Origin of the sequence: [Clostridium] scindens, assembly GCF_019597925.1 — a bacterium.
In the GTDB taxonomy this organism is placed as follows: Bacteria; Bacillota; Clostridia; order Lachnospirales; family Lachnospiraceae; genus Clostridium_AP.
Window position 1 is genome coordinate 2700343 of record NZ_CP080442.1, and the last position, 14674, is coordinate 2715016.

A 14674-nucleotide genomic window follows, 5' to 3' on the forward strand; every position below is an offset into this window, starting at 1 on the left:
CCTCCATTTTACTATTTTAAATCAGGTTAAAACAATCCAATCAGTGCACCCAAAAGGCATCCTACAATAATAAATGCCAAAAGGTACAAATATTTCCCTCCTTTTTTCATATACAGGTAGCATCCAAGTGTAACCAAGGCCGGCAGCAGGCCTGGCATCATATTATCCAACATTCCCTGTGCAGTTTCACTTGCCAGCTTAAGCGAAACATTTTGTGCGCACAATGCTCCCAGCATAAACATACCAAGTACACTTGCCCCTGTAATAAAAGCCTGTATTGTTCCATTTTTCAAAATATTCATGATGGAATTTCGTCCAAGATTATATCCCATATAATAAGTGACGAAACCCATAATTATTAAATGAAGCCAGAAAATAGGCTGACCTAAAACACCAATCATCATACCCTTTTGTGCGAATGGCATAAAGAATGACAATAACAATGGCATTGTCGTAACATATACACTATCTCCAAAACCAGCCATCGGCCCCATCATCCCTGTTTTGAACCCATTAATCATTTGATCAGGAATATCTGCTCCTCTTGCCCGTTCTTCTTCCATAACAATAACCGCTCCATTGATACACGCACCATAGCCAGGGTTTGTAATATATGGTGCTTCCAAATGTCTGTGCATAGAAGCTTTTAGTTCTTCCGGATTATTTTCGTAGATTTTAGTTAATGCTGGTATCATACTGTATAAGAATCCCAAGGCATAAAAACGTTCCAGATTTTGTGAAATACGCTGTCTGAAAATCCAACGTCTAATACACTTATTGCGAATTTTTGATGTTACTACGCTTTTGCTTTCCTCAACACTTACCACGTTTTCGTTATTTTCCATTGTTTCCTCCTCCTTTTACGCTTTACTCTTCGTAAACTGCACATGAAGCACTGCCATTGCAATAGCGATTACCGCCAGCGAAACTGTAGACAGACCACCATTAAGTGTCAACAGTATAAAACCAATCACAAAATATGGAAGCAGCTGCTGGCGTCCTATGGCAAGAATCGCCATAACAAAACCGATTACCGGAAGCACTCCACCCAAAACTACAAATCCAGCACTCATCCAGTCCGGAATCATTGCAACTAAAGTAGCTGTATAATTTGCTCCCAGGTATGTAATGATTGCAACCGGAAAAAATCTCAAAATAAAACTAACAAGAAGTGGACCAACTGTTGCATCAAATTCAATTGCCCGAATGTCCAGTTTATCAATATCCTTTTCTGCTTTATGAACCCAATAACCATTTACTACCCGGCGGACATTATCCAAAAGTCCACCCAGGACTCCAAATGGAACTGCAAGCACAACCGCTGTCTCTACATCTAAGCCAGCCGCTAATGCTGCTGGAATCGCAATACAGGATGCCAGTCCATAATCGGATGGCATATTTGCAGCAATTGAAAACGCCCCCATATAAATCAGTTGAATTCCCGCTCCTAAAATAATCCCCTGCGAAAGATCCCCAAAAATAAGCCCAAAAACTGCTCCCAATACAATAGGTGCCTGTAAAATATTTGCCAGCGTATGTTCTGACCAACTGACAAAATAAATCAAACCTACAATAACCGCCAATAGAAACATATTATCACTCATGATTTTCCTCCTTTAGTTTAGAACACTATCTTTTTATCTTCGGGTACCCCCTGGCAATAGATATTAATTCCCTTACCCTTTAACTGCTGCAGAGTCTTTTCTTCTTCCTCTGAAACATAAAAGGTAATATAAATCTTTTTCTTTCCTGCCCCGCTTGGGCCCTGTCCCAAATCTAATTCTTTGTATTTCAGCCCCGCTTCATAAGCAGCATTTGCAGTGGCGACATCATGGAAGATTAACATAACCCGTCCTCGTTCCATTCTTCCTTCTTTGTATAATGCAACAGCCTCATCTGTTGTACATATCAATACTTCTATATTGGGATCTGGCACTGCACAAGTATATAGTTCTTTCATAAATGGATCCTTTGCAACTATATCGCTTACCGCAATAATTGTATCTGCATTCAGAAATTTAAGCCATATAGCTGCAACCTGACCATGAATCAGCCTTGCATCAATTCTTGTTAATGAAATCATATTCCTTATTTCTCCTTCCCTTATTTATGCTTTGATAAATTTTCCAGCCATTCTGTAATATTTGCAACACCTCTTTTTCCAGCGTCAACTGCCATCTTTTGCAATTGTTCCGGAGTACTTTTCCCTCGGCTGGTCAGAACCTCCAACATCATTGGAACATTCACTCCCGATACAACATACATTTTTTCCTCCTTTACTCTGGATGTCATACACACTTGATTAAAAGGGGTTCCTGCCATCAAATCAACGAAAACTATCGATGCCCCAAAGTCCTCATACACCTCTTCAAATGTTTGTCGGAATTCTTCCGGATCATCTCCCGCCTCTAATGCAATGCCAGCACATTTATCTATGCCGCCGGCAATTAATGCTGCTGTATCCAGCATGGACAGTGCAAGAGTCCCATGACTTAATACAATCACCCCGATCATTTCATTCTTGTTTTCATACATCACATACTTTTTCATCTACTTTTCCTCCTTTCCCTCTAAAAGTTTTTTTATATCTGATGCAGTATTCATTTTGAACACCTTATCCACTAATTTATTGCATTTTTTACAATCGAGTTTTGCCAATGATTTTCGGATTTTTAAAATGGATTTTGGTACCGTAGATAATTCATCTATTCCCAACCCTATCCAGAGTGGCAGCAGTCGTCTATCTCCTCCCGCTTCCCCACATATTCCACACTCGATTCCCTCTTTATGTGCGGCTTCTGCAATATTTTTGATTAATTTCAAAACTGCAGGATGATAAATGGTATACAATTCTGAAACCGCTTCATTACCTCTGTCAACAGCCAATGTATACTGTGTCAGATCATTGGTTCCGATTGAAAAAAAGTCTACCTTCTTTGCAAATTCATTTGCCAGAATGGCGGCCGAAGGAATTTCCATCATCATACCAACCGGAATTTTGTCTTTTATCAAAACGCCTTCTTTCCTCAAGGCATCTGCCACATTTTGAAGTTCTTCCTTCGCCGCTTCCAATTCTTCTATTGATGAAATCATAGGAAACATAATAGCCAGATTCCCATATTCAGATGCACGGAGCAATGCACGGAGCTGCGTTTGAAACAGTTCTTTCCTTTTTAGACATAACCGAATTGCTCGAAAACCAAGAAACGGATTACTTTCTTCTTCAATATCAATTGCTTTTTGTGGCTTATCCCCCCCTATGTCGAGTGTTCTTACAATCACTCGCTTTGTACCCATCACCTCCAAAGCTTTTTTATATTCTTGAAATTGTTCCTCTTCAGAAGGTAATGTGTCACGGTTCAAATATAAAAATTCGCTTCTGAAAAGTCCAATTCCTTCCGCACCTTCTTGAAGCGCGTTCCGTGCTTCGGCACCATTTCCAATATTTCCGTAAAGAGAAATTGTCTTTCCATCTCTTGTTTTCGACGGACAGCCAATGTATTTTTTTAATTGATGCACTTCCTCTTCTTGTCTTCGTACATCATCTTTTGCTTTTTCAATTTCTTCCTCTGATGCATGTATAATTATATTGCCTGCGTCCCCATCTAAAATAATCATTTCCTCTGTATCCATATGCTCCATTGCATCTGCAATTCCAGCAACAGCCGGAATACCTAATGATTTTGCAATAATAGCTGCATGTGAAGTCGGCCCACCCACTTCGCTCACAATGCCTTTTACATATGAAAAATCCATTTTCATTGTCATAGAAGGTGTCAATTCATGGGTGACGATAATGCAAGGTTCCTTAGTTGGGATACTCCCAAGTTCTGAATGCAAAATTTCCGAAATCAATTGATTACGAATATCCCGGATATCTGATGCCCGCGCTTGGAACAACTCACTGTCGGATTCACTCATAGTTTTTTCAATGAATTTCAGCTGTTCTTCAACAGCTAACGAAGCATTTTTCTTTTCACACTCAATTTTCTGTTGTACCGGAGATATAAATGAGTATTGATCTTTTAAAATTGCTGCATGCACAGCAAATACTTCCGCTTCTTTACCTCCAACCCTTTTCTTTGCCTCTTTTTCCATTTTTTCTATCTTAGTAATTGTTTTATGGCATGCCTCAATGAAATTGCCTACTTCTGCTTTTACATCATAGATTTTTTCATTTGGAATTTCTTTTTTTTCCTGTTCTATAAAATAAGGCTTTTCCACTGCCATTCCCGGAGATATTGGAATCCCTTTATATTCCTGTTTATCCAATTATTCTTCCCCCAATCCTGCAGCAATTTCTGTTATCATCTTATTGACCGCCTCCCTTTCATCACTACCTTCCACTATCAATTCAATTTCTTTTCCACATTCAATGCAGCTGCTAAGGACGTCAATGATAGATTTCGCATTTCGAATCTGACCATTTGCTGTGTAAGTTATTTCACTTTCAAACTCTTGTGCAATTTCGACAAAATAGTATGCCGGTCTTGCATGTAATCCCATTTTATTCACAATTACAGCCTTTTTCTTAATCATCTTTTTATCTCCTTTTACTATTTTTTTGTTCATTTTCTATTTTTTTTATTATATTTCACCAAATCAAATCAGAAAAGTACGCACTTTTATTTCCATAAGTATCTCAAAAGATACTACTTCATATCAGCGTCCCGCTTTGCACTATGCAAATATAGTTCATCTATTGAAGGAAAGATTCTACAACAAATGTTTTATCACAGCAGGAAATTAGGAAGAAAATGCAGATAATCGAACAGGAACTTAAATCTTCTACATGGAGAGTTTTGGAAACAAATAGTAAGTTTGAATAGACACGAAGTTCTCTGAGAATCATAAACACACAATGACAATGAACAAATGCAGCCAGTTTGGAATACATATGAAAAGAACGAAGTTGATTGTACGTGTTGCCACAGGTAGGGCAAAATCTACTTTTACAACGAAAAGGAACAAACTTTATGCGCCACAATGAGGGCATGTTTTACAATAAAGTAGTACAAAAAAGCCCTGCCTCTTATGAATGAGGAAGGGCACTAAAAACATACTTTTTAAGTTTCAATTTTTATAAACAGATTTAATTTTAGTATAATAATTAAGAATCTAAATTGTCTACGGAAAAGGGAGAAGAGGTACTGGTATTGTTTCTTTCACTATATTTAAATCCCCAATTAACCAATGATTCTAATACCGGAATGAATTCTTCTCCAATTGGAGTTAAAGAATACTCAGTACGAGGTGGAACTTCGGGATACACTTTTTTGATGAGCATTCCATCATCCAGTAATTGACGCAAATTATTCGAAAGAGTGCGTTGAGTAATTCCGGGATTGTGATATAAAAGTTCTCCAAAACGTTTGGGGCCACTGGCTAAATAAAAAATAATATGTAGTTTCCACTTGTTAGTTATAACCTTTTGGGAGCATTCAATGCTCATAATAATTGAATTTTTCATGAGAAAATTGTAACATATTTAATTTTAATTGTAAATAAATGAAAAACTTGAGTTTCCGCAGTTATATCCACAGAACCGATATTTCTGTTTCTAAATATACAAATACCGTATTAATTGCAAGAAAAGTACAAAAAAGCAGGCTTTCTGACGAATATATTCAGAAAACCTGCTTGCCTTTACTTTTTTGCCGCCCTAAACTACATCTCCATCATCAAAGGGATCTCCACATTCTGGGCAGAACTTAGGCGGATTCTTCATATCTTTCGGTTCCCAGCCGCATTTATCACAGCGGTATTGGGGGACTCCCGCCGGCTTCTTCGCTCCGCACTCTGTACAGAATTTGCCCTTGTTCACCGTCCCGCAGGAACACGTCCAGCCCTCCTCAGGTATCGGCTTGGGCGCGCCGCATTCCTGGCAGAACTTTCCAGTATTCCCTGCCATGCCGCAGGCACAGGTCCACCCATCCATCACGGGGGTCCCGGGCTGATAAGGCGCTGCCTGAGGTTTGACATTCTGCGGTCCTTGCCCCGTCTGCTGCCCCATCTGGTAAAGGTTCTGCGCATTCATGCCTCCCAGCGTTCCTGCCATTCCCATGCCCATAAAAGCCATGGCCGGACCTGCATTCTCATTCTTTGCCGCCGCCTGCATTGCCGCCGCCTGCGCCTGCGCCAGGTGGGCCGCTGCCATGGTCGGATCCTTCATCACTGCCGTCCGCTGCAGTTCCTTAATATATGCCTCATCCTCCTCGGATGCGGTCACGCTGTTCACACCTATGGATACGATCTCAATTCCCCGGATGTCCTCCCATTTATCCGACAGGACTTCCTTCAGGGCATCTGCCAGTTCCATCGTATGGCCCGGCAGCGCGCTGTAACGGACGCCCATCTCGGATATTTTGGCAAATGCGGGCTGGAGCGCTGTCAAAAGTTCGCTTTTGAGCTGGCTGTCCAGATCCTTTGTCGTAAATTCATCGTCCACATTGCCGCATACATTCTTATAGAATAGGATCGGATTGTTCAGCTGATAGGAATATTGTCCAAAACACCGGATCGCAATATCCATATCCAGCCCGATATTATGGTCTACGACTCTGAATGGCACCGGATTCGGCGTGCCATACTTATTTCCCATCATTTCCTTTGTGTTAAAGAAATAGACCCTCTGGTCGTTTCCAGTCTCTCCGCCCATCGTAAAACGTTTCTTAAGGGTATTCCAGGAATCCAGAAGCCCTTTTCCAAAACCTCCGTAGAATATGGTGGGCTCTGTAGAACTATCCCAGATGAACTCGCCCGGCTCGGATGAAAATTCCACCACCTTGCCCTGTTCTACGATCATCATGCACTGCCCCTCGTTGACTGCTATGACAGAGCCATTACTGATAATATTGTCGCTTCCCTTTTTATTGGAGCCTCTTCTGGTCGTACGTTTGACTCCCTTGGTCACGATCACTCCGTCCTCCAGAGAATCGCAATAGAAGTATTCCCTCCACTGGTCTGCCAGCACTCCTCCAACTGATCCTAATGCCGCTTTAATCAATCCCATATCTGTATCCTCCTGCTCTAAAATTTACCGCTGGCGCCGCCATGCATATTCCCATGCTTATCCTTGTGCAGCGTGGTCTTGTTACGACTGCCATAATTCTGTCTGTTGTCCTGCTTTTGCTCGATCGGCTTCTTCGTGATGCTGCTGGTAAGAAAGATATCTCTCTTGCGTATCTGAGACGCAGCATCTCCTCTCTGGTAGCCCTGGGCGTCTTTCTGCATATTTGCCGTCTTCATCCCGGACTTCAGGGATGCCATATAAAGTATGGTCAGAATCAGTCCGCAGACAAGTGCCGGTATGATATAATCCTCCGGGCCTTTCGGCTCCTTAGGTTTTGCGTCCGTTTCTTCCGCCGTTTCTTCTGCCTTTTCTTCCTGCTTGCTCTCTGCCTCCTTCTGCCCATCAGCGATAGCAGAGGCCAGGGCGTCGCCGAGTTTATTTTCTTCTTTTTGCGGATTCAGATTGCGCTCAAGCGTCTTATTAAGTTCCTTCAAGTAAGATTGAAATCCCTGATAGTACTGGTCAGAGGAAAAATATCCGGATGCCGCGTGATCTCCCAATGCGGACAAGTCGTAATCGGAAAACATGGTCATGGCCGCCCCGTTGGTGGAGATTGCCCATTCCCTGCTACCCATGTCCAGCAGAAACATGATTCCGTCTTTCCCTTCTCCAATCCCATATCCTCTATTCACATACTGCAGGTCAGCCTCCGCCTGGGCTGTGCCTTCCTGCCTCCGATTCTCCGTCATCAGCACAATGTCTATCTGGTATTGCTGGATCAGTTCATCAATCTGGCTTGACAGCTGAGTCTCATCATAATCCGACAGAATCCCTGCATCATCTATGACTTTGGGCAGATCCGTCCCTTCGCTGGCCGCCACTGGAATGACATTTGCAACTAGCAGGCATAGGGCTGCCACAATCAACCGTAATCTCTTCATCATCTTCTACCCTTTCCTACAATTATAAAAATAAGCGGACAAGCATGATCAGCAAGTATACCACAATACTGCTTCCGGCAAAGAAGCCCAGGGCATTCTTCCAGAACAGCCCCGAATCAATCGGCAGCTCGCCTACCAGTTTCCCGGTCTGTCCATTCATGGCAAACCGATACATCTTGTCTTTATACTCTACCTTCACTACCCAGACAGGCAGCAGCGCGTAATGAACCGCTCCATTGGTGCAGCCGATCTGCGAATTCTTCAGCATCAGGATGTCATACTCCTTCTTGTCAACGGACTGCTTTAAAATGTCCTGGAAACTGGTCTTGATCCGCTCCTGCGCCCTGCCGCGACTCTCATCTTTGGAAACGTCGTACTTGATCGCTTCGTAGCCGGACAGGTATGCCTCGTCAAACGGAACGGCCTTTGACATATCATATGGCTCAATAGATTCCATATAGGCGTCGTCCATTTCCACAGATCCATCCACCGGTACATAGTCAAAATTCACGCAGCCTTCCCTGGATACCAGATAATAGTCTGTCTGTATGTATTCGTACTGCTGATCCTTCCATTTCCTGATCCTCTGTCCATTATAATTAATGGTTCCCTCTGCCTGGCAGCTGAACAGCCAGAAAGGAACGTAGATTCCTGTGATCTCCTTGATCTTCTGGTCGCTTTGGAAGGATCTTGGAAGCAGCGACTTCTTTTTGCAGAATCCTTTATATGCTTCTTTTGCTGCTTTCGCATCCAGCTGGAACGGCACGATAAGATCCGGCTTAAATCCCCCTGATACCTGTTCCGGAAGAATGACCGGGCTGTCGCAGTATGGACATTTGGTTGCGGCCGTCGTCTCCTGCGCCTCGATCTCACCGCCGCAGGATGGGCATTTGTATACTCTGCTTCCATCCTCTTTGACCACCCATTCGCCTGACCGTCCAAAGTCGGTGGCTCCCCAGTCGTAGGTATCTTCTTTCTGCTCCGTGGACTCGACCGCCTTCGCATATTCCCGGTAGGTCTCCATATCCATCTCGTTGTCGCAGCTCGGGCAATGAAGCTTCTGGGTGTCGCTGTTGAACACCAGGTTTCCGCCGCAGCAAGGACACTTATACTCTTTTACGCTCATGCTCTTCTACCCCTTTACCTTATGTAAGCCTAATTATAGATAGTATATCATAGATTGTTTCTGTTTTGTATAACTGTCAGCATACAAAAAATCATTTCCATTATTTTACAGAGGAAGGCCAGCGCTTCTAAGATGCGCTGGCCTTCCTTCTATTCCCGCAGGCTTAGGATCCCTTCCATAAGAATCTTCACATCGTCCAGAATATAGTCGAATGCGCCTGCCTTATAAAGATTTATTATAATCATCCCGATCGGGACCGCAAAGATCATTCCAAAAATACCGCCTGCCTTGTATCCAATATATAAAAACAAAAGGGTCAGAAGCGGCCGCATCCCCATACTGTCCCCCACCAGTTTCGGCTGAATCAGCTGCCGTACCAGCTGGGTGACCCCATAGAGGATGATCAGGCCCACCACCATCCGGTAGTCTTTCACCAGAAGCTTATACAGCGCCCACGGTATCAGAGCGGTTCCTGTCCCGAAAAACGGGAGGAAATCCAGGAATGCGATGAGCAGCGCAAGTAAGAAATAGAAGTGTACCTTCAGAATTACAAAGCCGATTACCAGAATCAGGCATACCACTCCCATAATCTTAAACTGGGCTTTAAAATAACCGCCTACCGCAAACTTCAGATTGTCGATCACCATGCTCATGCGGCGCACGACCGGTTCCGGCGATACCTTCTTCGCCCACTCGATCACCTCATCCCTTTCCGCAATGAAGAAATAGGCTGAGATGAATGTAACGATAGTTGCTATTAAGACGGATGGAATCCGTTTTGCGACGTTTCCGGCAGCCGCCACCGTAGGCTCGCTGATCCTTCCCATCAAGTCGCCCATAGTCTTATCCAGATTGCTGGTCATGGTATGCCATGCATCCTGAAGGCCCGCCGGAAGCACTTTGAACACGCCATTTAAGCTGCTCCCAATCTCTCCAAATCCGGACTCCAGGTCCTGATACATCTTTGGCATGTTCTGGATCAAAGATGCGATCTCTTTCCAGAGCTTGCTTCCGATAAAATAGATCAGGATCCCGACTGCCCCTAATACCGCGATGATAATTAATGCGGAGCCCAGCTTCTTAACGATTTTCACCCGCTTTTCCAGCCAATTGACGATTGGGCTGGCAATATAGGAGATAAACCATCCGATCACGAATGGCATAAAGAAGCCCAGCAGCCGGAAGCCTACATAGATGAACAGGATCGTCGCTATCAGGCTGAAGGTCAGGCTCACGATCACCTTCCAATAGGGACGGGTATCATGCAGCTGTTCCTTAAAGTTCGTCTCCATATGGCTACTCCACCTCTTCTTTGCCCAGCAATTCCGTCTCTACAAACGTCCAGATATCGTCTTTTCCCTGCTTGGTCACAGAGGAAAATGGAATGACCTTGGTTCCCGGAACAAGATTAAGCCCTTGCCTTACTGCCTTCAAATGCTTGTCAACCTGGCTTCTTTTAATCTTATCCAGCTTTGTGGCTATGATGATCGGATTGTACCCTTGTGCCACGATCCAGTCGTACATCATCTTGTCATTGGCAGAAGGATCATGGCGGATATCAATCAGCAGGAATACCGCTTTTAACTGGGCGGATCCATGCAGATACCGTTCGATCAGCTTGCCCCATTTTGCCTTCTCCTGTTCGGATACCTTCGCGTATCCATACCCGGGAAGATCCACCAGATACAGTTCTTCATTGATATTGTAAAAATTGATGGTCTGGGTCTTTCCCGGAGTCGCCGATATCCTGGCATAGGACTTGCGGTTCATCAGCGCATTGATCAGTGATGACTTCCCTACATTTGATTTCCCCGCAAAAGCGATTTCCGGCAGCTGATTGTCCGGCAGCTGGCTGGTTAGCCCGCACACGGTTTCCAAATTTATATTTCTGATAATCATTCTATTTCCCTTTCCTATTCTGCCAAAGCGATTTTCAATACCTCATCCATATGGGATACTGGAATAATCTCCAGCCCCCTGGTAATCTCCGAAGAGATCTCCTCCACATCCGGCTCATTCTCCTGCGGAACGATCACCGTGCGGATGCCTGCGTTCTTTGCTGCCAGCAGTTTTTCCTTCAGTCCGCCGATAGGAAGCACGCGGCCTCTTAAGGTGATCTCCCCGGTCATGGCAACATCTGCCCGTACCTTTCTTCCGGTGATCGCCGACATCATAGCAGTGGCCATGGTGATTCCGGCAGATGGGCCGTCTTTTGGAACGGCGCCTTCCGGTATGTGGATATGTACGTCATGCTCCTTGAAGAAATTTTCCTCTATCTTATGCTCTTTGCTGACAGAGCGGATGTAGCTGATGCCGGTCCTTGCGGATTCCTTCATTACGTCTCCCAATTGCCCGGTCAGCAGGATCTCACCCTCGCCTGGCATGACATTCACTTCAATCTGAAGCGTGTCTCCGCCTACGCTGGTCCACGCAAGGCCACGGACGATACCGATCTCATCCGCCTTATTGGCCATCTGGTAGATATACAGTTCCTTGCCAAGATAGAGATGGAGGTTGCGCTCGGTCACATGAACCGCCTTCTTCTTTGTCTCCAGGATCTCTCTGGCTGCTTTCCTGCAGATGTCCCCGATCTTACGCTCCAGCTGCCTGACTCCGGCTTCCTTTGTATAGTTGCGGGCCATCTTCCACAGCGCGTTCCGGCTTATGGTCAGCTGATCCGGCGCAAGGCCGTGCCGCTCCAACTGCTTTGGTATCAGATGCTCGATGGCAATATGCATCTTCTCATTCTCCGTATAGCTGCTGACTTCAATGACTTCCATCCGGTCCAGAAGCGGACGCGGGATGGTCTGAAGCGTGTTTGCCGTGGTGACAAAAAGCACTTCGGACAAGTCCATCGGAACTTCCAGATAATGGTCCCGGAACTTGCTGTTCTGCTCGCTGTCCAGCACTTCCAGCAGTGCGGAGAAGGTATCTCCTTTATAATCATTGCTCACCTTGTCAATCTCATCCAGCAGCATCAGAGGATTCTTAACACCCGCATGCTTCAGCGCGCTGGCAATTCTTCCTGGCATGGCCCCTACATAGGTCTTCCTGTGTCCCCGGATCTCCGCCTCGTCCCGCACGCCTCCCAGGGAAATACGCACATAAGGCTTTTTCAGCGCCCTGGCCAAAGACTTGGCGATGGAAGTCTTGCCAGTACCCGGAGGCCCGACCAGGCACAGGATCGGGGAATCTCCCTTTTTCGTCAGCGCCCGGACTGCCAGAAATTCCAGCACCCGTTCCTTGACTTTCTCCAGGCCATAGTGATCCTCGTCCAATACCTTCTTGGCATAGGCGATATCCTTGTGATCTCTGCATACTTTATCCCAGGGCATTTCCAGCATGGTCTCGATGTAAGTGCGGATCACTCCCACTTCCGCAGGGCTGTTCATGGAATTCTTAAACCGCTTGATCTCCTTGCCAAGCTTCTCCTTGACTTCCTTGGGAGCCTTTAAGGCATCTGCTTCCTGCTGGAATTCTTCCGCGTCTGAGAGCGTATTGTCATCTCCTAATTCCTCGCGGATCAGCTTCATCTCTTCCCGCAGAATGTACTCCCGCTGGTTCTTGTCCACGCGCTCCTTGACTTTTTTCTGAAGTTCTTCCTTTACATTGAGGATCTGTATCTCGCTCACCAGCTTATAGGACAGAAGTTCATAGCGCCGCATCAGATCCGGCTCTTCCAGCAGCTGCTGGGCATCCGTATAGGAAAATGGCATGTTGGCGGCTATGACGTCTACCAGTTTTTTCAATTCGTCGATATTTTCAATTTGAACCGCCAGTTCCTTGGACAGTTTCGGATCTTTTAAAAGATATTCCTTGAAAATGTCCTTCATCCCCCGGATCATGGCGTCCAGATTCATAGGATTCTTTTCAGCGCCCGTATCCTCAATGGATGTATCCGTGTCCGGAATCACCGTTACATTGGCCCTCATATAAGGCTCTTCGAATTCCATCACGTTGATGCAGGCCCTTGATTCTCCGGATATTAGCACCCGAAGCATTTTCTTAGGTAATTTGACTACCTGCCTGATGGTTGCGACGCAGCCGGTCTGGTACACATCCGTTACCCCCGGGCTCTCCGTCTCTACATCTTTTTGGGCTGTCAGGAATATCTTCTGGTCTCCCAGCATGGCTTCCTCTATCGCCTGGATAGACTTGGGCCTGCTTACGTCAAAATGACGCACCATCTCCGGCAATATGGACAGTCCTCTTAATGCTACCATAGGAAGGCTTAATGTTTCTCTGTTCATATACTATTCTCCCAGTTATAAAACAGGCGGGCACAAACGTCTTTCTTGCACCCGCCATACTATTTTATGCACTCTCAGATCTGACGGATGCATGCTCGCATTCCGGTTCTCCGATTCCTTTTACAACATCTTCTGTAATCCGGCATGATTTTAAGGTCTCATCAGATGGAGCCTTGTACATGATATCCATCATGATATTCTCCATAATGGCACGAAGCCCCCTTGCGCCTGTCTTCCGCTTAAGGGAAGTCTCTGCGATCGCTTCCAGCGCTTTTTGATCAAAGATCAGATCCACGCCGTCTAATTCCAGCAGTTTCTGGTACTGCTTTACAATCGCGTTCTTTGGCTCTGACAGAATCTGCATCAGCGCTTTCTTGTCCAGCATCTCCAATGCGACTGTCACCGGCATACGGCCTACCAATTCAGGGATCAGTCCGAATTTCACCAGATCCTGAGGCAGCACCTGCGCAAGCAGCCTGTCTACATCATTCTCATGCTTCTTTGCAATATCGGCGTTAAATCCGATGGATTTCTGGTCAATACGCTTTTCAACAATCTTATCGATACCTTCAAATGCCCCACCGCAGATGAACAGGATGTTGGTCGTATCAATCTGGATCAGTTCCTGATGAGGATGCTTCCTTCCTCCCTGAGGAGGAACATTGGCAACCGTGCCCTCCACGATCTTAAGCAGGGCCTGCTGCACGCCTTCGCCGGAAACGTCCCTTGTAATTGAGGGATTCTCGGACTTTCTGGTTATCTTATCAATCTCATCAATATAGATGATGCCGTATTCTGCGCGCTCGATATCGCCGTCCGCAGCCTGGATGATCTTTAGAAGAATATTCTCCACATCTTCTCCTACATACCCTGCCTCCGTCAGCGCAGTCGCGTCTGCAATGGCAAACGGAACATTCAGGATCTTGGCCAGGGACTGGGCAAGCAGCGTCTTCCCGCAGCCAGTAGGCCCCAGCATCAGGATGTTGCTCTTATTCAGTTCTACCCCCATATCCTTCTGGGCCATAATCCGTTTATAATGATTATAGACAGCCACAGAGAGTACTTTCTTTGCCTCTTCCTGGCCGATCACATACTCATCCAGAAATTCTTTGATCTCTTCTGGCTTCAGGAGATTGATGTCAGCGAATGGATTCCAATGCCTTCCATCATCATATTCAAATTCTTCTTCTATAATCTCTGCGCAGACATCGATGCACTCGTCACAGATATAAGCCCCATTGGGGCCTGCAATCAGTTTTCTCACTTGGTTCTGCGTCTTATTGCAGAACGAGCATCTCACCTGATCGTCGTTCTTTCCTACCATACTCTCACCTCATAATAATAA

General features: G+C 45.4%; 14 protein-coding genes and 1 pseudogene. All 15 read right to left on the minus strand.

Features of this window, described 5'->3' with window-relative positions; genetic code table 11:
• Nucleotides 1–26 precede the first annotated feature (26 nt).
• The gene (locus K0036_RS12950; RefSeq protein WP_173693837.1) at nt 27–845 is read right to left on the minus strand and encodes a PTS system mannose/fructose/sorbose family transporter subunit IID; all 819 of its coding nucleotides are present in this window, start codon (nt 843–845) and stop codon (nt 27–29) included.
• Between the two features lie 15 nt (nt 846–860).
• Nucleotides 861–1604, minus strand: a complete 744-nt coding sequence (locus K0036_RS12955) for a PTS mannose/fructose/sorbose/N-acetylgalactosamine transporter subunit IIC (RefSeq protein ID WP_173693838.1) — start codon at nt 1602–1604, stop codon at nt 861–863.
• Between the two features lie 17 nt (nt 1605–1621).
• The gene (locus tag K0036_RS12960; protein WP_173693839.1) at nt 1622–2083 is read right to left on the minus strand and encodes a PTS sugar transporter subunit IIB; all 462 of its coding nucleotides are present in this window, start codon (nt 2081–2083) and stop codon (nt 1622–1624) included.
• 20 nt (nt 2084–2103) lie between these two features.
• Nucleotides 2104–2550, minus strand: coding sequence for a PTS sugar transporter subunit IIA (locus K0036_RS12965; protein WP_220429922.1), 447 nt, complete (start codon nt 2548–2550; stop codon nt 2104–2106).
• Complete coding sequence (gene ptsP / locus K0036_RS12970) at nt 2551–4272, minus strand: phosphoenolpyruvate--protein phosphotransferase (protein ID WP_173693841.1); 1722 nt, start codon at nt 4270–4272, stop codon at nt 2551–2553.
• A complete protein-coding gene (locus K0036_RS12975; RefSeq protein ID WP_173693842.1) occupies nt 4273–4539 on the minus strand; it encodes an HPr family phosphocarrier protein in 267 nt (88 codons plus the stop codon).
• A 292-nt stretch (nt 4540–4831) separates the two neighbouring features.
• A pseudogene (locus K0036_RS19675) lies at nt 4832–4995 on the minus strand (transposase zinc-binding domain-containing protein); the annotation flags it as partial.
• Between the two features lie 115 nt (nt 4996–5110).
• Nucleotides 5111–5470, minus strand: coding sequence for a winged helix-turn-helix transcriptional regulator (locus K0036_RS19680; protein WP_173693843.1), 360 nt, complete (start codon nt 5468–5470; stop codon nt 5111–5113).
• Nucleotides 5471–5662: 192 nt separating this feature from the next.
• Nucleotides 5663–7012 carry an SPFH domain-containing protein gene (locus tag K0036_RS12990; protein WP_025642932.1) on the minus strand — a complete coding sequence of 450 codons (1350 nt, stop codon included), beginning with the start codon at nt 7010–7012 and terminating at the stop codon, nt 5663–5665.
• 17 nt (nt 7013–7029) lie between these two features.
• The gene (locus tag K0036_RS12995; protein ID WP_220429924.1) at nt 7030–7956 is read right to left on the minus strand and encodes a TPM domain-containing protein; all 927 of its coding nucleotides are present in this window, start codon (nt 7954–7956) and stop codon (nt 7030–7032) included.
• 19 nt (nt 7957–7975) lie between these two features.
• Nucleotides 7976–9079 (minus strand): hypothetical protein, encoded by a 1104-nt coding sequence (locus K0036_RS13000; protein WP_220429925.1) that lies wholly within the window; start codon nt 9077–9079, stop codon nt 7976–7978.
• 149 nt (nt 9080–9228) lie between these two features.
• Nucleotides 9229–10371: a sporulation integral membrane protein YtvI gene (gene ytvI, locus K0036_RS13005; protein WP_044955290.1), complete on the minus strand. Its 1143-nt coding sequence runs from the start codon at nt 10369–10371 to the stop codon at nt 9229–9231.
• Nucleotides 10372–10375: 4 nt separating this feature from the next.
• Nucleotides 10376–10978: a ribosome biogenesis GTP-binding protein YihA/YsxC gene (gene yihA / locus K0036_RS13010; protein WP_025642928.1), complete on the minus strand. Its 603-nt coding sequence runs from the start codon at nt 10976–10978 to the stop codon at nt 10376–10378.
• A 14-nt stretch (nt 10979–10992) separates the two neighbouring features.
• Nucleotides 10993–13329 carry an endopeptidase La gene (gene lon, locus K0036_RS13015; RefSeq protein ID WP_025642927.1) on the minus strand — a complete coding sequence of 779 codons (2337 nt, stop codon included), beginning with the start codon at nt 13327–13329 and terminating at the stop codon, nt 10993–10995.
• 64 nt (nt 13330–13393) lie between these two features.
• Nucleotides 13394–14653 (minus strand): ATP-dependent Clp protease ATP-binding subunit ClpX, encoded by a 1260-nt coding sequence (gene clpX / locus K0036_RS13020; RefSeq protein WP_004608355.1) that lies wholly within the window; start codon nt 14651–14653, stop codon nt 13394–13396.
• Between the last annotated feature and the right edge of the window lie 21 nt (nt 14654–14674).